The sequence below is a fragment of the Streptomyces sp. NPDC104761 genome, assembly GCF_055583445.1.
Window position 1 is genome coordinate 148,429 of record NZ_JBVJNZ010000009.1, and the last position, 16,972, is coordinate 165,400.

Here is a 16,972-nt window from a genome sequence, read left to right on the forward strand (position 1 = left end):
GGTGGAAGAGGAGAATGGGTTCGGAGGGAAGCCCCACACCGCTCATGTGGGAAGCCCACGTCTTTTTGGATTGTAACAAAAAGAACGTGCTTGGGCCCTGGGCCCTTTGTGGGGGGCCGCGGAGGGTGTCGGCGCCCCACCTTGTTGCTGGTGGCGGAGGCCGTGCAGGCTGAAGGCCCGAGTGTCGTCTCGGGTGGACGCCGGGTTCCACTGTTCCGGCTGGAGGGCTGTCTCGTAGGGGCGGGACGACCTGCTGGTCAGCCGGGGTTGGGTAGGAGTGTGAGCCGGTCGAGGGCGGCGGTGATGTGGCTGGTCCAGGGCCAGTGCCGGGCCACGCGGAGGATCCGCCGGCGGCCGGTGGTGATGAGTTGTCCGGCCGCGCTGAACAGGCGGAGTCGCAGGCGGCGGGGTTCCCAGAGGCGGGCCTTGCCGGTCAGGGCAAGCATCGGCATCCAGGCCAACAGGTCGAGCGCGATCTGCACGATCTCCAGCCAGATCCGGTTCTGGGCAGTGCGGTGCAGTGGGAGGTTGCGCAGGCCAGTGGCCCGGGCGGCCCTGATGCGGTCCTCGGCCGTCGCCCGCAGTCGGTGACGGAGCTCGAGCTCCGCGATCGGCCGCCCCGAGGTATTGGTGGCGAAGCACGTCAGCCGCATGCCGTCCGCGTCCGTGAGCCTCAACTGGGCTCCGGGGTAGGGCCGTTCCTTGCGGACAATCAGCCGCATGCCCTTGGGCCAGCCGTCCGGGACGTTGCCGGTGAGTTCGGCGACCCAGGCGCTGTCGCGGATCTCGCCGTCCGCCTCGACGGCCGGCGTCCAGGCCGACGCCGGTACTTTCAGCACGCGGTTGTGGATGGTGTCGGTGATGACCATGCCGACCGAGTAGGACAGCCAACGACCGCGCTGGGCGAGCCAGGCCACGAAGTCGTGTGATGTGGTCGGACGCGGTGTTCGAGCCCGCGTTCCCCGGCCTCAGCAGGGCCGCGACTGGCTCCCCCGTGCCCCCCGGTCCGTGGTCCACGAACCCCATCAAGGGGTGATGCCCGTAGGTCCGCTTCCAGGTGGGGGCTGCGTCCTCCTTGTCGGAGTGCGCGATCACCAGCACCCCGTCGAGATCGACGGTCACCGTCCCCTCGGCATCGGGCGCCTTTTCGTGGGCCAACTGCCAGACAGTCTCACGCACTCGGGCCCGCGCCCAACGGATCGCCTGCAGGGCCTTCGGTCCGGAGGCGGCGAGGGAGTCGATGAGGCGGGAGACCGTCGGGTCGGAAGCCACCGGCCCGAACACCGCCGGCTCGGCCCGCAGCATGCCGACGTCCGCGAGGCAGTCCCCGCCAAGCGCGACCGGCAGGGCCACGTCCAGCAGGATCTTGCCCGGATCGTGCACCGCCCGAACCTTCCGCCACGGCGTCAGCGCCGCGGATATCGCGGTGTCCAGGCCGGCCTTGCGGACGGTCTCGACCAGCAGCCCACTTCCGGCCTGTGAGACCACCGCCCGACCGCCGCCCTCGATGCGGACACGCGGGTACGACCCGATACGCTTCTTCATCTGGAGAGTGCTTCTTTCCTGCGACGGCCTGGACCCTGGACCCGTGTCACCGTTGCAGGCCAGAAGCACTCCTCGCGTTTTTGATCACCTACCCGACACCCTGCCGCGTAAAGGCGCGTGGCTAACAGGTGTTGCTGGACCGGTTGCGGAAGGCTCACTGGCTGGACTTCTCTCGCGACACGCTCGATGCCTCGCAAGTGCAGGCCAAGCGAGGGCGAAGCCATCCGAACGGTGGGCCGAGTCCGGTTGCCCAGGGGCCACCCGAAGTCCTTCCTCAGACGTGCACTGTCCCCAGTAGTGCACGGGTCTCGGCGACTACCCGCGCGTTGAACGCCGGGTCGTGCACCTGTGCGGAACCCCGCATTGGTCGTCCTTTCTCGTCGTAGTAGACGCCAGTGGTGTCCGATTCATCGGTGAGTATCCGGGTGATCATGCGAGCAGCGGTCCCCGGGTTGGTCCAGTACTTGATGAGCGGGGCCAGTGGCGAGAGCACGTACTTCGACAGCAGACGCAGGAACAGGCCGGCGTCACGGCCGAGATTCGTGCCGGGAGCGAAGCCGGGCTCGATGGCGTTGAACCGCAGTCGGGGTGTTTCGCGGGCGAAGGCGAGCACCGTTGCCAGGTTGCACTGTTTGGACGTGGCGTAGGCGTCTCCGCCGGGCAATTTCGAGCCGCCGGGCTTCCACTCGCCACGGGTGCTCGCCTCGGCGGAGATGTACCGGGCGCCGCGGAAACCGGACATGGTGGCGGCCTTGCGCTCCGGATCCTCCACAGCCGAGACGATGAACACCACCTGTGTGCCGTCTGCGAGGTGGGGCACGAGCGTCTCGGTGAACACGAAAGGCCCGATGTGGTTGGTCGCGTAGGCGATGTCCCAGCCGAGGGTGTTCGTGCCGGGACGGTTGGGGAAGATCCCGGCGTTGTTAAGCACGCCAGTGATCGGAAGGCCGAGCTCGGTGATCTGAGCGACGGCGCGGCGCACGCTCGTCAGGTCCGAGAGGTCGCAGATGACGGACACGGCCTTTCCGCCTCTGCCTTCGATGCTGCTGCGCACGTCGTCGAGCTTGGCCGCGTTGCGGCCGACCAGCACGACGGTGCCGTGCTTGGCCAGTTCGAGGGCGGTGCGGCGGCCGAAGCCGGAGGTCGGGCCGGTGATGACGTAGACCCTGTCGGGCATGGCGCTCCTTAGTTATCTGACTAGTCAGTCATTAACGGGTGTGCGTGAGTGCGAGGAAGTGGGCCGGGGCGGGTCAGCCGATCATGCGCCAGAGTGCGTCGAAACCGGACTGTTTGTGCTCGTCGGCGCGGTCCGGGTCGCCGATGATGTAGTCGATGGTGGCCTCAGCCAGGGCATTGGACAGCGTGAACACCAAAGCCGCCGGGGCATCGCGCATCGGGCCGTTCGCCCTGCTGCGCTCCAGGATCTCTCCGATGCCTGCCATGGTCCGGTTTGCGGACTCATGGGTGGACGCCGTGATCTCGTCGGAGACCTGGAGCTGGGCCAGAGTGCGGCGCTTCAGGGGATTGGCCGTTGCCCAGTCCATCCATCGTGACCACATGTGCAGCATCTGGGTGCGCGCATCGGCTGCGGGCAGGCCGCCGAGTGCGGCTGCCCCCATCTCGCCCTTCAGCTCCAGGTAAAGCTGGTTCAGTAGATCCGATTTGGTGTCGAAGTAGGTGAACAGTGACCCGTTCGAGACGCCGGCTTCCTTCGCGATTGCCGCCGTCGCCGCCCCCAGCCCCTGAGCAGCGATGATCCGCGTGGCGGCGGCCATGATCGCCGCGCGCTTGTCGTCGCTCCTCGGTCTGGGCATGAGGACAGCATGTAGGAGAGTGATCGGTCAGTCAAATGTAGGGGTCGCTCTTCCCTCGGCGTACACCGCAGCAGGTATCCCCACGCAGCCACCCGCTTGAGCTTCGGTCGGCTCAGGCGCGGTTGTCTTGTCACGGCCGAGACCAAGGACCGCCCGCCTGCCGCCGCCCGACCTTCAAGCAAAGGGAACCAGGTTCTTATTTCCTTGTCGGTGTCGAAGAGACGGGAGACGGTCGGGCCGGAGGCCACCGCCCCGAGCCGGTCCGGCTCGGCTCGCAGCACGCCGACGTCGGCCAGGCAGTCTCGCCGAGTGCGACGACCAGAGCCGCGTCCAGCAGGATCTTGCCCGGATCATGCACGGCCTACGGTTTGCGCTACGGCGCCGGTGCCGCAGACCTCGCGGCATCCAGGGCCGGACTTGCGGACCGTCTAGACCACCAGCACCGACCCGGCCCAGGCCCCCCACGACCGCCGCCTTCGGCACGGACAGGCGGGTACGACCCGCTGCCCTTCTTCATCTGCAGAGTGCTTTTCCCTTGCAGCTGACAGGACCCTCGACAAGTCCTATCGATGCAGTTCAGGGGCACTCTCCGTTTATTTGATCCAGCATCGGACAACGAGCCTCGTGAAAGCGCGAGGCTAGGCAGGTCACGGCCGGGACCCGCGGCCGTGCTGCGCTGTCGGAGCGGGTGCGCCACCAACTGCTGGCCGGCTCCGGCTGCGCAACCGTCCCTTCCATCCGCCGGCCGCGAAGGGCACCGGATCTGGGGTGCGGCAGGAACCGAGCCGTTCTCAGCGGCTACCTCAACGGCCTGCAGTCAGCGGAGTCCAGGCCGTTCAGCGCCAAACCAGCACGGGAGTCAGCACCGCACCGTCAAATCACCCCGAACTACGCGTCCCGGACAGCAGTCGTTTCGACCACCTGCGAGGCCCTGAACCGCCCTTCCGCGGGCCGACATGGTGGCCACACGCATAGCCGTCCCCCGAACTATGTTGCCCTACCACATGTGCGCCTGACCTGCATGTTTCTACGGTGTGCCGACACGTACCCGTCCCCACCGCACACGAGGAAGTGGCGCACATGGCCTCCGGTACCACCGCTCCCCCACCCCCCGCCAGCCTCCCCAGAATCGTCGCCGCCAGCCTCATCGGCACCACCATCGAGTGGTATGACTTCTTCCTCTACGGCTCCGCGGCCGCCCTCGTCTTCAACAAGCTGTTCTTTCCGGACTCCGACCCGCTCGTCGGCACGTTGCTGTCGTTCCTGACGTATGCGGTCGGGTTCGCGGCCCGGCCGCTCGGTGCTCTGGTGTTCGGGCACTACGGCGACCGGCTCGGGCGCAAGCGGCTGCTCGTGCTGAGTCTGCTGCTGATGGGTGGGGCGACGTTCGCGATCGGGCTGCTGCCCACGCATGCGACGGTCGGCGCCGCGGCGCCCGTCCTGCTGACGCTCCTGCGGCTCGTCCAGGGGTTCGCGCTGGGTGGCGAGTGGGGCGGAGCCGTCCTGCTCGTCTCCGAGCACGGGGACGCGCGCCGGCGCGGCTTCTGGGCATCGTGGCCGCAGACCGGGGCGCCGGCCGGCCAGTTGCTGGCGACCGGCGTGCTGTCACTGCTCACCACCGTCCTGTCGGACGACGCCTTCGCGAGCTGGGGCTGGCGGATCCCGTTCCTGCTCTCCGGAGTGCTGGTCGTCGTCGGTCTGTGGATTCGGCTCTCCGTCGACGAATCGCCCGTGTTCCGGGAGGCATTGGCCAGGTCCGAGGCCCGGCGAAGCGCGGGGAGGGCCGAACAGCCGCCGCTCGTCTCCGTGTTGCGGCATCACTGGCGTGACGTGCTCGTCGCGATGGGCGCGCGCATGGCTGAGAACATCAGCTACTACGTCATCACCGCCTTCGTCCTCGTCTACGCCACCACCTCCGCCGGTGTCTCCAAGCAGACCGCGCTGAACGCCGTACTCATCGGCTCCGCCGTGCACTTCGCCGTCATCCCGGCGTGGGGCGCGCTGTCGGACCGGGTCGGACGTCGGCCCGTCTATCTGCTGGGCGCGGCCGGGATCGGGCTGTGGATGTTCCCGTTCTTCGCCCTCGCCGACACCGGGCGGTTCGGGTACCTGGTACTGGCGGTGACCGTCGGCCTGGTGCTGCACGGAGCCATGTACGCGCCGCAGGCCGCGTTCTTCGCCGAGATGTTCGCGACCCGGATGCGCTACTCGGGCGCCTCGATCGGCGCCCAGTTCGCCTCCGTCGCCGCGGGCGCGCCCGCCCCGCTCGTCGCCACCGCCCTGCTGGCCGACTACGGCAGCTCCACCCCGATCGCCCTGTACGTGATCGCGGCGTCCGTGCTCACCCTGATCGCGGTGGGTGTGGCCAAGGAGTCCCGGCGGCGTGACCTGGCCGACGACGACGCCGCGACCGTCCCGGCGCGCGGCGAAGACGTGGCCGCCCGCTGAGCCCGCGCCGCTGGTCCCCTGTCCCCGGGGGATCAGCGGTGTTCCGGCGGTGCCCCCAACCGGTGCAGGCGCAGCGCCAGCTGGATCTCCAGCGTTCGGGCGGGGCTCTGCCAGTCGTCGCCGAGGAGGCGTCCGACCCGCTCCAGCCGCTGGGCCACCGTGTTCACGTGGACGTGGAGCTCGTCCTTCGTGCGGGCCGGGCTCGCCCCGCAGGCGAAGTACGCGTCGAGGGTCCGCACCAGTTCCGTGCCGCGCCGCCTGTCGTAGGCGACCACCGGGCCGATGGTGCGGGTGACGAACCCGGTGACGTCCCGTTCCCCGGCGAGGAGCAGGCCGAGGAAGCCGAAGTCCTCTGCGGCGGCGCCGTCGCCGCCCCGGCCCAGGAGGTTCAGCGCGTCCAGGCAGCGGCGGCCCTCGGCGTAGGCGGCGGCCACGGCCTCGGGGCGGGTGGCGAGGCCGGTGACGGGGGCGGAGGCGCCGACGGTCACCGGCCGGCGGACGGCGGTGCCGAGGTGCTGGGCGGTACGCCGGGCCACGTCGGCGGCGGTGTCGCCGGGGTCGAGGGGCAGCAGCAGGACGGTGCCGCCGTCGCGGGCGGCGGCCAGGCCGTGCCGGGTGCCGGCGAGGTGGGAGGCGGCCGACCACAGCCGGCGGCGCGCTGCCGCCGCCTCCTCGGCGTCCGCCACCGGGCTTTCCGGGCGGGCGGCGAGCACGACGTGCGTGGCGTCGAGGTCGGCGTGCAACCGGGCGGCGCGGTCCCGCAGCTGGCGCGGTTCGCGGTCGCGGGCATCGAGGAGGTCGTCCAGCAGCTCGCCGCGCACCCGCTGTTCGGCCTCGGCGGCCGAGCGGCGGGCCAGCAGGAGCAGCGAGGTGACCATCGCGGCGCGCTCCAGGGTGCGCTGGTCGACGGGGTCGAGGCCGGGACGGCCGCGCAGCACCAGCGCGCCGAGGAGTTCGCCGCCCGCGGCGACCGCGGCGATCCAGTCGCCGCCGTGGCGTACCGCGTGCCCCTCCGAGCGCGACGTCTCCAGCGACGGCGGGTCGGCGGTGCCGGTGAACTCGACGGTGCCGCCGAGGACCTGGGAGACGGCGTCGGCCACGTCCTGGACCTGACCGCCGTGCAGTACGAGTTCGGCGAGCCGGTCGTGGATGTCCGAGGCGCGTTCGACGGCGGCGCTGTGGCTCTTGATGATCTCGTTGGCCCGCTCCAGTCCGGCCATGGCCGAACGGGTCTCGGTGAGCAGGTTCGCCGTGTCGATGGCGGCCGCGGCGAGCGCGGCGAAGGAGCCGAGCAGGGCGATCTGCTCCCGTTCGAAGACGCGTGCCCGCCGGTCCGCCGCGAACAGCACCCCGATGACCTGCGGCCCGAGCATGAGCGGTACGCCGAGGATGGCGACCAGCCCCTCGTCGCGCACGCCGGCGTCGATGGTGAGCGTGTGCCGGAAGCGGTCGTCCTTGAAGTAGTCGTCGGTGACGTACGGCCTGGCGGTCTGTGCGACGAGTCCGCCGAGCCCCTCCCCCATGCCCAGCCGCAGCTGCTGGAAGCGGGCGGCGACCGAGCCCTCGGTCACCCGCATGTAGGTGTCGCCGCGCGCCGGGTCGTTCAGGCTCAGGTAGGCGACGTCGGTGCCGAGCAGGGAGCGGGCACGCTGGACGATGGCCTGGAGCACGGCGTCCACGTCCCGCAGTCCTGCCAGGTCGTGCGCGGTCTCGAACAGGGCGGACAGCTCGGCCTCGCGTCGGCGTCTGCCCTCCAGCTCGGTGCGCACCCGCAGTGCGAGGAGCTTGGCCCGTTCCAGGGCGGCGATCCGCTCCGGCGGCCGGTTCTCGGCGCGGGCGAGCAGCACCGGCTGCTCGTACGCCTCCGCCGAGGCACCCCTGGCCAGTAGTTCGAGGTACGCCGGTTCGGCATCCCAGGGAACTTCGCCGCCCAGGTCGAGGACACCGGCCGCCGGGGCCGGGACCGGCCGCCCGGCGGACTGCACGTGATCGCGAGACATGGTCACAGGATTCCGCATCGCCGCTGCGGCCCGTCGGGCCTGTGGAAAACTCGCCGGGCCGACGCCTTCCGCTCCCTCAGTGGGCCGTCCAGCCGCCGTCGAGCACCAGCGAGGTGCCCGTGACGAAGGATGCCTGGGGGCCGCAGAGATAGGCCACGGCCTCGGCGACCTCCTCCGGTTCGACGAGCCGCTTGACGGCGCTGTCGGTCAGGAGGACCTCGGACAGCACCCGCTCCTCGGGGATGCCGTGCGCCCGTGCCTGGTCGGCGAGCTGCTTCTCGACCAGCGGGGTGCGCACATAGCCCGGGTTCACACAGTTGGAGGTGACCCCATGGGGCGCGCCCTCCAGAGCGGCCGTCTTCGACAGACCCTCCAGACCGTGTTTGGCGGCCACATAGGCGGACTTGTAGGGGGAGGCGCGCAGACCGTGGACGGAGGACACGTTCACGATCCGCCCCCAGCCCTGCCCGTACATGTGCGGCAGCGCGCCCCTGATGAGCCGGAACGGGGCCTCCAGCATCACGGTCAGCACGGTGTGGAAGACGTCCGGCGGGAACTCCTCGATGGGGCGGACCAGTTGGATGCCCGCGTTGTTGACGAGGACGTCGGTGCCGGCCGCCGCGTGTTCGGCCGCGTCCAGGTCGGTGAGGTCGAGGGCGTACGGTTCGACGGCCCCGTTGCCCGCCGGGTCCAGGGCCCGCCCGGCCGAGTCCACCAGCTCGGCCAGCCCCGGCTCGTCCCGGTCGACGGCTCTGACCCGGGCACCGGCGGCCGCGAGACGCAGGGTGCAGGCGCGGCCGATGCCCCCGGCAGCACCGGTGACGAGGGCGGTGCGGCCGCGCAGGTCCGGGACGGGGGCGGCGCCGGGTACGGCGGCGGAGCGGGTGCTGGGCGAACTCATGGGTCGACCCTAGGTGCCGGCCCCCTGCTCCCACATGGCGTCAGCACACATAGTTCAGCTGAAAGCCGTAGCGTCGAACCATGTGGGTGCATCCGACATGGCCTGCTTGATCCGGAACACCCCGAACTCGTTCAGTTCCGGCAGCGCGTCCACGTCGAACCAGGCCACCTCCAGCGACTCGTCGTCGTTCACGCGGGCCTCGCCGCCTACGGCCCGGCAGCGGAAGGTGATGTCCATGTACTGGCAGACGTCACTGTTCGGGTAGGTGACGGGGTTCAGTGCCTGGACCAGGACCACCCGCTCGGCGACACAGCGCACCGCCGTCTCCTCGAAGACCTCCCGCACGGCGCAGGCGGCGGGCTGCTCCCCCGGCTCCGGGATGCCGCCGATGACCGACCACTTGCGGGTGTCGGTGCGGCGGCCGAGCAGCACTCTGCCCGCGTCGTCGAAGACGACGGCGGTGATCCCGGGCAGCCACAGGAGCTGGTGTCCGGCGGCGGCCCGGATCGTGCGGATGAAGTCAGGAGTAGCCATGGCCCGACCCTAACGGCCCGGTTCCGCGCACCCGGCAGAAGCAACGGGGCGTACGGCGGGTGTACGGCTACGCGTCACCGGCGCGCCGGCCGCGCATCCCGGCCCCGACCGCCCAGCCGACCCCGCCGGCCGCGACCAGCACCAGCGCGATCTCGGGGAGGATGCCCAGCTTGGTCGCGGGTGTCTCGGAGGTGCGCAGCGGCACCTTCTGCACCAGGTAGGCGGGCACGAACATGCCGGTCTTCTGGGTGATCGTCCCGTCCGGCATGATGATCGCGCTGACGCCGCTGGTCACGGGCACGGTGACGGTCCGGCTGTGCTCGACCGCGCGGATCCGGGACATGGCGAGCTGCTGGTAGGTCATCTCGCTGCGGTCGAAGGTGGCGTTGTTGCTCGGCACGGAGATCATCTCGGCGCCGTGCGTGACGGTGTCCCGCACGTCCCAGTCGAAGGCGGCCTCGTAGCATGTGGCGAGGCCGACCTTGGTGCCGTCGATGTCGAACACACCGGGCTTGGTGCCCCGGCTGAAGTCCTGGCGGACCATGCTGGTCCAGTCCTTGTTGATCGCGCCGACCAGACCGCGCAGCGGGAGGTACTCGCCGAAGGGCTGGATCTGCCGCTTGTCGTACGTCGAGGTCGGGCCCTTGACCGGGTCCCACAGGATCTGCTCGTTGAGCAGCTTGCCGTCCCGCTCGACGACGCCGCCGACCGAGATGGGCACGCCCATCGCCTTGGCGGCGCCGTCGATCACGGCGGCCGCGTCGGCGTCGGAGAACGGGTCGACGTCGGAGGAGTTCTCCGGCCACAGCACGAAGTCCGGCTTGGCGGCCTTCCCCGCCTTGACGTCGGCGGCCAGCTTGAGCGTCTCCTTCACGTGGTAGTCGAGCACGGCCTGCCGCTGCGACGCGAAGTCCAGGCCGGCCCGCGGGACGTTGCCCTGGATGACGGCGACGGTGACCGAACCGTCCTCGGCCTTGTCGCTCACCAGCCCCCGCGCCGCGACCGCGCCCACCACGGGCACGGCCACGCTCAGCAGAGCCACGGCCGCCGCCCCGCGCCGGACCTCGCGGGTGCGCCGGCCCTCGACGGCCAGCCGCCCCACCTCGTACAGGCCGAAGCCGCACAGGACGACGGCGAAACCCAGCACCGGGGTGCCGCCCACCGCGGCCAGCGGCAGGAAGACGCCGTCCGCCTGGCCGAAGGCGATCTTGCCCCAGGGGAAGCCGCGGAAGGGGACACGCGCGCGTGCCGCCTCGCCCGCGATCCATAGGGCGGCCGCCCACAGGGGCCAGGCCGGCAGCTTGGCGACCGCGGCCACTCCCACCCCGACCAGTGCGATGAAGATCGCCTCGATGGCCACGAGCGCGAGCCACGGCCCGGGGCCGACCTCGACACCGGTCCACACCAGCAGGGGCAGCAGGAAGCCGAGCCCGAAGACGTAGCCGAGGCCGAGGGCCGCCTTCCAGGATCGGCCGCGCAGCACCCACCCGAATCCGGCGAAGGCGGGCAGCGCCAGCCACCACAGGGTGCGCGGCGGGAAGCTGACGTACAGCAGCACTCCGCTGAGCGCGGAGGCGGCGGCCGGGACCAGGCGGCGGAGCAGCCGGAGCGCGCGGGCGCGGGGCGCGGGGCGCGGTGTGAGCTGGTCCGACTGGTCCACGGAAGTTGCGGTGACGGTCACTCCGGGAGTGTACGGCGGTTGACCTTGCGGTCGACAGCACGGTCCCGGCGGGCAGGAATCACACCGTTCCCGCGCAAGTCGTCCACAAAGCGGGCATCACCGGTTACGGTGTGCCGAGGCGGGCGGCGGGGCCCGCCGCAGGTCGGGGGACCGGGGTACGGGGGGCGACGGTGGGGTCGACCGGCACGACGTCCGCTGCCGACAGGGACAGGGACAAGGGCGCGGACAACGACAACGACAACGACAGACGAAACGTTTCTGATGTGGTGGGCGTCGTGGTGCTCGGGGCGTGCGCCGCGTGGGCCCTGATCTCGGCGACCGGCCGAGACGGACGGCCCGAGGGTGTGCTGCTTGCGGTGCTCGCGGTGGCCGCCGGTTATGCCGCGGGGCGGATGTCCGGGGCGCTGCTGCCGGTGGCCGCGCCGGGTGCGGGCGCGCTGGCCGGGCCGGCGTTCGCAGTCGTGATGCCCCGGCTGGCGCAGGGCCCCCAGCTCACGACTCCGCTCGGCCAGGCCGGCGCCGTCGCGGCGCTGCTGGTACTCGCGACGGGCGGCGCGTGCTGCGCCGCGTGGGCGACGCCGGTTCCGGCGCTGAGGTTCGGGCTGCGGGCGCTGGCCGCCGGGATCGCGGTGACCGGGGCGGCCGTGGGCTCGGCGGCCGGCTGCGCGGCCGGCGCTGTCGTCCTGGTGTGCTCACTCGCCGCCGGCCGGGTGCGGCGGCGGGGCCCGGCCGTCGCCGGGCTGGCGCTGGCGGCCGCGCTGGTGACGGGCTCGGTCTGGGCGGTCGCCGCGGATGTCCTGCCGAAGGGACTCACCTCCGCCCTGGAGGGCCCGCTCACGGCGCATCGTGTGCAGCTGTGGCGGGACGCCCTGCATCTCGCGCACCGGAACACCACCGTGGGCATCGGCCCCGGGCGTTTCGGCGAGCTGAGCGGCACCGCGTCCAACGCCCTGACGCCGGACGGCACGCCGCACTCCGCGCCGCTGCAGCTGGCCGCCGAGCAGGGCCTGGTCGGCGTCCTGCTGCTGGCCACCGCGTTCTGCTGGATCCTCTACGCCCTGTGGCGGTCCCCCCGTTCGACCCCGGTCGTCCTCACGGCGGGCGCGGCACTCACCGCCCTGGCCGTGATCGCCGCGGTCGGCAACGCGCTGAGCTTCACGACGGTGTCGGTGGGCGCGGGCCTGCTGGCGGGTCTCGCGACGGCACGCCCCTGGGTGGCCGGGGCACCTGACGGGTGAGCCCGCTGCCTCAGTGCGCCGTGCCCGGGGTGATCGTCCGCAGGCGCTCCCTGATGACGCGCACCGCGGACTCGGCGTTGTCCACGGTGATCGTGAAGGTGTGGCCGTCCCACAGACGCAGGACGATGCCCTCGCCGCGGCGGACGACCACGGCCGTGCCCTTCTCGGGGCGCCAGCGGTAGCCCCAGCCGCCCCAGTGGCGCGGGGTGATCTGCGGGGAGAAGTCCGCGCCGGCCACATGGGAGAGCGGGATGCGACGGCGCGGTACTCCTATATGACCGCAGCGGACTTCGAGACACTCCCTGTCGAGCCTCAGGTCGACGTGCACGAAGGCGAGGGTGCCGAAGAGGACCAGCAGTCCGGCGGCGATGCAGCCCACGACGGCCATCACCAGCGCGGTGACGCCCGAGTTCCAGGCGGAGTCCACGGCCAGTTCGATACCGAGCGCCATGCAGGCCGCGCCGACCAGCGCCAGCAGCCACTGGACCCGGTTCGTGGCGCGCCCGGTCCAGACATCCGGGTGCGAGGCGTCCTCGTCCGGGGAGTGGTCGCGGGGGTGGTCCCTCATATCCACGAGATTACTCAGGTTTCGCTGCGCGGGCACCGCGTTGCGGAGGGTGACTGCTCACATCGGGGGTATGCCCGGACCCGGAGGGTTCACTGGGACGCGGCAGGACTGGCCGTGCGGAGCAGCCGGGCCTCGGCGTAGCCGAGCGCGGCCTCGGGCAGTTCGCCCTCCTGGCCGTTGAGCAGCACGGTCACCGTGCCGGTGGCCAGTGCGCCGGGGGCAGGCTGCGCACCGATCCGGCGCAGCGCCTGGGCGGCCACGGCGCCCGCGGAGCCGTGCAGGACGAGGGGGGCGGCGCCGGGGCGCTGGACGGCGGCGCGGATACGTTCCGCCAGGAGTTCGTAATGGGTGCAGCCCAGGACCACGGCCGTGACGTCGCCGGGGGTGAGCCGGGCCGCCGCGGCCACGGCGGCGTCGATGGCGGCCTGGTCGGCGTGCTCGACGGCCTCGGCCAGTCCCCAGCAGGGCACCTCGGTGACCGGTACACCGCCCGCGAAGTCCGCGATGAGTCCCCGCTGGTACGCGCTGCCCGTGGTGGCGGGGGTCGCCCAGATGGCGACGTGGCCGCCGCCTGCGGCGGCCGGTTTGATCGCCGGGACCGTGCCGATGACCGGGATGCCGGGTTCCAGGCGCGCGCGCAGCGCGGGCAGGGAGTGCACGGTCGCCGTGTTGCAGCCGATGATCAGCGCGTCGGGCCGGCGGGCGGCGGCGGCCTCGGCGACGGCCAGGGCGCGCTCGGTGACACCTTCGGGGGTACGGGGGCCCCAGGGCATGCCCGCGGGATCGAAGGAGAGGACGAGATCGGCATCGGGGCGCAGCCGCCGTACCGCTGCGGTGGCCGCCAGCAGGCCGATTCCGGAGTCGATGAGCGCGATCTTCACCCGGCCACGATAGACGATGGGCCGTTGGGGGCAGGCCGGATGGGGCAGACTGCGCGCGTGAGCGTCTTCACGTGGACCGCCGCCGTGTCCCTCGCCGCCTGGCTGTGGCTGCTGCTCTGCCAGGGCTTCTTCTGGCGCACCGACGTCCGGCTGCCGCACCGGCGGGAACCCGCCGACTGGCCGGACGTGTGCGTGGTCGTCCCGGCCCGGGACGAGGCCGCCGTACTGCCCCTGAGTCTGCCGTCGCTGCTGACGCAGGACTATCCGGGGCGGGCGGAGGTGTTCCTGGTCGACGACGGCAGTACGGACGGCACCGGGGAACTCGCCCGGGAGCTGGCCGCGCGCCACGGCGGCCTGCCCCTGACGGTGACCACGCCCGGTGAGCCGCCGGCAGGCTGGACGGGCAAGCTGTGGGCGGTACGGCACGGCATCACGCTGGCACGCGCGCGTGGCCCCGAGTACCTGCTGCTGACGGACGCCGACATCGCGCACGAGCAGGACAGCCTGCGGCTGCTGGTGGCGGCCGCCCGCACCGGTGGCTTCGACGTCGTCTCGCAGATGGCCCGGCTGCGGGTGGCGAGCCTGTGGGAACGGCTCGTGGTCCCCGCCTTCGTCTACTTCTTCGCCCAGCTCTACCCGTTCCGCCGGATCGGCCGGAAGGGGTCGCGCACGGCGGCAGCGGCGGGCGGCTGCGTCCTACTGCGCGCCGACACGGCGGAGCGCGCACGCATCCCGGATGCCATCCGGCACGCCGTGATCGACGACGTGGCGCTCGCCCGCGCGGTGAAGGGCACCGGAGGGCACGTCTGGCTGGGGCTCGCCGACCGGGTGGACAGCGTGCGCCCCTATCCGCGCCTGCACGACCTGTGGCGGATGGTCTCCCGCAGCGCGTACGCGCAGCTGCGCCACAACCCCCTGCTGCTCCTCGGTACGGTCGCCGGTCTCGCGCTGGTCTACCTGGTGCCGCCGGCGGCCGTACTGGCGGGCACGGCCACCGGCGGCACGCCGACGGTGCTCGCCGGCGCCGCGGCCTGGCTGGTGATGACCGCGACGTACCTGCCGATGCTCCGCTACTACCGGCAGCCGCCGTGGCTCGCCCCGCTGCTGCCGTTCACCGCGTTCCTCTACCTCCTCATGACGGTCGACTCGGCGGTGCAGCACTACCGGGGGCGCGGGGCGGCCTGGAAGGGCCGCACGTACGCGCGCCCCGACGCCGTCACCGACGAGGGCTGACCGCCTGAGCCCGTCACTTGCGGCCGGGCGTCCAGTTCATGCCCCAGCCGTAGGCACGGTCGACGGTGCGCTGCGGGCTCACCCCGCGCTCCGGGACCAGGTAGCGGGCCTCGCGCTGTACGACGAGGTCGCCGCCGGTGTTGGTGAGCAGCGCGAGCGCGCACACGGTCGAGGGAACCGTGCACTCGTCCAGGGAGAAGTCGACCGGGGCACCGTGCTGGGGCTGGAGGGTGACCGTGGCGTGCAGGTCCGCGAAGGACGTGGCGCCCTGGTAGATCGTCACGAAGACCAGGATGCGGCGGAAGTCCTGTCTGTGGTCGAGGTTGACGGTGAGGTTCTCGCCGCTCGACACGGCGCCGGTGCGGTCGTCTCCGTCGAGGTGGATGTACGGCGGCCGGTTCACCGAGCCGAAGGCGTTGCCCAGCGCCTGGACGACACCCTTGCGGCCGTCGGCGAGCTCGTACAGGGCGCACAGGTCGAGGTCGAGGTCGCCCGCCCCGCCGTGCCGGCCGCCCCAGCCCGGGAGCTGTTTGCGGACCTGCCAGTTGAGGTTGACCCGCAGCGCGCCCGAGGTGCCGCCCTGTTTGGCCAGCGACACCGAGGGGGCCGCCTTGGTGAGCGTCACCTTGGACAGCCGTACCGGTGCGGTCGGCGGGACGACCGGGGCCGGGACCGGGGCGGGAGCCGGGACCGGGGCGGGAGCCGGGACCGGGGCGGGAGCCGGGACCGGGGCGGGAGCCGGGGCCGGGGCGGGAGCCGGGGCCGGGGCCGGCGGGGCGACCGGATACGAGGTCGGCGGCGCCCCCTGCGGCACGGGCGGCTGCACCGGGTGCTGCGGCTCGTCCACCGTGATCCCGAAGTCGGTGGCGAGCCCTTCCAGCCCGCTGCTGTATCCCTGCCCCACCGCACGGAACTTCCAGCCGCCCTGGCGGCGGTACAACTCACCGAGCACGAAAGCGGTTTCCGTCGTGGCGCCCGTGCTGTCGAACCGGGCGACCACGCTACCGTCGGCGGCGTTGCGGACCTCGACGTAGAGGCCGGGGACCTGGCCAAACGTTCCGCCGTCGGCCGAGGCCGCGAGGACGATGCGCTCGACCGGGGTCTCCACGCGCGCGAGGTCGACGAGAAGGGTGTCGGTGACCAGGTCGCCGGAGCGCCGCTTGCCCTCGTGCCGGACCGCACCCGAGGCGTGCGCGGGCTGGTTGTAGAAGACGAAGTCACCGTCGGAGCGCACTTTCCCGGCGACCAGCAGCAGCGCCGAGGCGTCCGCGTCGGGGGCACCCGGGCCGGAACGCCAGCCCAATTCGACACGCAGTGCCGTGGTCGGCACCGGCGTATTCGATCCTTTCGACATTGTCATGTCCGCCCCCATCATGTGTCGGCACGCCGGGCACGCCCCGGCCGCCCCAGGTCATCCCTACCCTCACAACCTATTCCCGGGGACAGGGATCCCCCATGAACGGCGCAGGAAGATCCCTGGCCAACTGCCGGTAACCGCCTCGGAACTCGGCCTTTACACGATCCAAAGGCTGATCGCCGTCCTTTTTGCCGAGTTCGCTCGGATTGGGGATCCAGCGTCACTGCCGACACGGAAAACAACCCTCTTATCGGTCTCCCCAACCAGCACATCGTGGGCTTAACTTATGTGCCATGACCTCCCCCCGCTCCACCTATGGCGGCGGCTACTACTCCGCCTCCTTCCCGGACACTCCGATCTACGACTCGCTCGTGGCCGAACGGGGCACCCCTCAGATCGCCCCGATCCGGGTTCCCCCCGCCTACGATGCGCCCAGCAGCTTCAGCAACCTGCCTGCGCTGCCGTCGGCACTGCCCGCCCTCCCGGCCGGTCCTTCCCAGCCGGCCCCGGGCTACGGCTACCCGCAGCAGATGCAGCAGCCCGCTCCGCTGCAGCAGGCGCCCACGGCGTACATCCCTCAGCAGGCGACGGGACCGCGCGGCTACCCCGCGCAGCAGCCGCAGCCGCCCCGCCCGATGATGGGCGGCACGGGTTACGAGGCGATGCGCCCGGCGGCTCCGCGCCCCGCGCAGGCGGCTCCGTACCAGGACCCGTACAACAACCAGCAACAGCAGCAGTACCGCGGCTACTGACCGGCATCCCCCGATGTCCG

The 16,972-nt window shown here is 71.8% G+C and carries 13 protein-coding genes and 2 pseudogenes; 4 read left to right on the top strand and 11 right to left on the bottom strand.

All coding sequences use genetic code 11. The features are described from left to right. Positions 1 to 257: 257 nt before the first annotated feature. The 4 genes and pseudogenes from ACZ63F_RS24690 to ACZ63F_RS24705 form a co-directional block, all read right to left on the bottom strand. Positions 258 to 1,545, bottom strand: a pseudogene (locus tag ACZ63F_RS24690) (transposase). A gap of 274 nt (positions 1,546 to 1,819) precedes the next feature. Beyond that, the gene (locus ACZ63F_RS24695) at positions 1,820 to 2,722 is read right to left on the bottom strand and encodes an SDR family NAD(P)-dependent oxidoreductase (protein ID WP_469713764.1); all 903 of its coding nucleotides are present in this window, start codon (positions 2,720 to 2,722) and stop codon (positions 1,820 to 1,822) included. 73 nt (positions 2,723 to 2,795) lie between these two features. Then, positions 2,796 to 3,359, bottom strand: a complete 564-nt coding sequence (locus tag ACZ63F_RS24700) for a TetR/AcrR family transcriptional regulator (RefSeq protein ID WP_469713766.1) — start codon at positions 3,357 to 3,359, stop codon at positions 2,796 to 2,798. 212 nt (positions 3,360 to 3,571) lie between these two features. Next, positions 3,572 to 3,876, bottom strand: a pseudogene (locus ACZ63F_RS24705) (IS1380 family transposase); the annotation flags it as partial. 563 nt (positions 3,877 to 4,439) lie between these two features. On the opposite strand from ACZ63F_RS24705, the gene ACZ63F_RS24710 reads away from it, so the two are divergent. Further along, positions 4,440 to 5,807 carry an MFS transporter gene (locus tag ACZ63F_RS24710; protein WP_469713767.1) on the top strand — a complete coding sequence of 456 codons (1,368 nt, stop codon included), beginning with the start codon at positions 4,440 to 4,442 and terminating at the stop codon, positions 5,805 to 5,807. Positions 5,808 to 5,839: 32 nt separating this feature from the next. Here ACZ63F_RS24710 and ACZ63F_RS24715 read toward each other — a convergent pair whose 3' ends face one another. The 4 genes from ACZ63F_RS24715 to lnt all read right to left on the bottom strand — a co-directional run bounded on the left by ACZ63F_RS24715 (position 5,840) and on the right by lnt (position 10,923). Then, the gene (locus ACZ63F_RS24715; RefSeq protein WP_469713768.1) at positions 5,840 to 7,807 is read right to left on the bottom strand and encodes a helix-turn-helix domain-containing protein; all 1,968 of its coding nucleotides are present in this window, start codon (positions 7,805 to 7,807) and stop codon (positions 5,840 to 5,842) included. A gap of 76 nt (positions 7,808 to 7,883) precedes the next feature. Beyond that, positions 7,884 to 8,708 carry a 3-hydroxybutyrate dehydrogenase gene (locus ACZ63F_RS24720; protein ID WP_469713769.1) on the bottom strand — a complete coding sequence of 275 codons (825 nt, stop codon included), beginning with the start codon at positions 8,706 to 8,708 and terminating at the stop codon, positions 7,884 to 7,886. 54 nt (positions 8,709 to 8,762) lie between these two features. Beyond that, positions 8,763 to 9,242 (bottom strand): NUDIX hydrolase, encoded by a 480-nt coding sequence (locus ACZ63F_RS24725; RefSeq protein ID WP_352367665.1) that lies wholly within the window; start codon positions 9,240 to 9,242, stop codon positions 8,763 to 8,765. A gap of 67 nt (positions 9,243 to 9,309) precedes the next feature. Continuing rightward, on the bottom strand, positions 9,310 to 10,923 hold the full coding sequence (gene lnt, locus ACZ63F_RS24730) for an apolipoprotein N-acyltransferase (protein WP_469713771.1): 1,614 nt from the start codon (positions 10,921 to 10,923) through the stop codon (positions 9,310 to 9,312). Between the two features lie 266 nt (positions 10,924 to 11,189). On the opposite strand from lnt, the gene ACZ63F_RS24735 reads away from it, so the two are divergent. Continuing rightward, positions 11,190 to 12,161 (top strand): O-antigen ligase family protein, encoded by a 972-nt coding sequence (locus tag ACZ63F_RS24735; RefSeq protein WP_469713976.1) that lies wholly within the window; start codon positions 11,190 to 11,192, stop codon positions 12,159 to 12,161. A 10-nt stretch (positions 12,162 to 12,171) separates the two neighbouring features. Here the strand turns inward: ACZ63F_RS24735 and ACZ63F_RS24740 are convergent, their stop codons facing one another. Together ACZ63F_RS24740 and ACZ63F_RS24745 are read right to left on the bottom strand one after the other, a co-directional pair. Beyond that, positions 12,172 to 12,729: a hypothetical protein gene (locus ACZ63F_RS24740; RefSeq protein ID WP_351956202.1), complete on the bottom strand. Its 558-nt coding sequence runs from the start codon at positions 12,727 to 12,729 to the stop codon at positions 12,172 to 12,174. Between the two features lie 89 nt (positions 12,730 to 12,818). Then, a complete protein-coding gene (locus tag ACZ63F_RS24745) occupies positions 12,819 to 13,610 on the bottom strand; it encodes a glutamate racemase (protein WP_469713774.1) in 792 nt (263 codons plus the stop codon). Between the two features lie 39 nt (positions 13,611 to 13,649). On the opposite strand from ACZ63F_RS24745, the gene ACZ63F_RS24750 reads away from it, so the two are divergent. Then, positions 13,650 to 14,843: a glycosyltransferase gene (locus ACZ63F_RS24750; RefSeq protein ID WP_469713775.1), complete on the top strand. Its 1,194-nt coding sequence runs from the start codon at positions 13,650 to 13,652 to the stop codon at positions 14,841 to 14,843. A 13-nt stretch (positions 14,844 to 14,856) separates the two neighbouring features. On the opposite strand, the gene ACZ63F_RS24755 is transcribed toward ACZ63F_RS24750, so the two are convergent. Continuing rightward, a complete protein-coding gene (locus ACZ63F_RS24755) occupies positions 14,857 to 16,215 on the bottom strand; it encodes a TerD family protein (protein ID WP_469713978.1) in 1,359 nt (452 codons plus the stop codon). Positions 16,216 to 16,493: 278 nt separating this feature from the next. On the opposite strand from ACZ63F_RS24755, the gene ACZ63F_RS24760 reads away from it, so the two are divergent. After that, the gene (locus ACZ63F_RS24760) at positions 16,494 to 16,952 is read left to right on the top strand and encodes a DUF6643 family protein (protein WP_352362959.1); all 459 of its coding nucleotides are present in this window, start codon (positions 16,494 to 16,496) and stop codon (positions 16,950 to 16,952) included. Positions 16,953 to 16,972: the final 20 nt, after the last annotated feature.

Bases quoted from the DNA above. Each gene is read 5' to 3' on its own strand.
- ACZ63F_RS24695 (WP_469713764.1), bottom strand. From the start codon at position 2,722: ATGCCCGACAGGGTCTACGTCATCACCGGCCCGACCTCCGGCTTCGGC.
- ACZ63F_RS24700 (WP_469713766.1), bottom strand. From the start codon at position 3,359: ATGCCCAGACCGAGGAGCGACGACAAGCGCGCGGCGATCATGGCCGCC.
- ACZ63F_RS24710 (WP_469713767.1), top strand. From the start codon at position 4,440: ATGGCCTCCGGTACCACCGCTCCCCCACCCCCCGCCAGCCTCCCCAGA.
- ACZ63F_RS24715 (WP_469713768.1), bottom strand. From the start codon at position 7,807: ATGTCTCGCGATCACGTGCAGTCCGCCGGGCGGCCGGTCCCGGCCCCG.
- ACZ63F_RS24720 (WP_469713769.1), bottom strand. From the start codon at position 8,708: ATGAGTTCGCCCAGCACCCGCTCCGCCGCCGTACCCGGCGCCGCCCCC.
- ACZ63F_RS24725 (WP_352367665.1), bottom strand. From the start codon at position 9,242: ATGGCTACTCCTGACTTCATCCGCACGATCCGGGCCGCCGCCGGACAC.
- ACZ63F_RS24740 (WP_351956202.1), bottom strand. From the start codon at position 12,729: ATGAGGGACCACCCCCGCGACCACTCCCCGGACGAGGACGCCTCGCAC.
- ACZ63F_RS24750 (WP_469713775.1), top strand. From the start codon at position 13,650: ATGGGGCAGACTGCGCGCGTGAGCGTCTTCACGTGGACCGCCGCCGTG.
- ACZ63F_RS24755 (WP_469713978.1), bottom strand. From the start codon at position 16,215: ATGGGGGCGGACATGACAATGTCGAAAGGATCGAATACGCCGGTGCCG.
- ACZ63F_RS24760 (WP_352362959.1), top strand. From the start codon at position 16,494: ATGACCTCCCCCCGCTCCACCTATGGCGGCGGCTACTACTCCGCCTCC.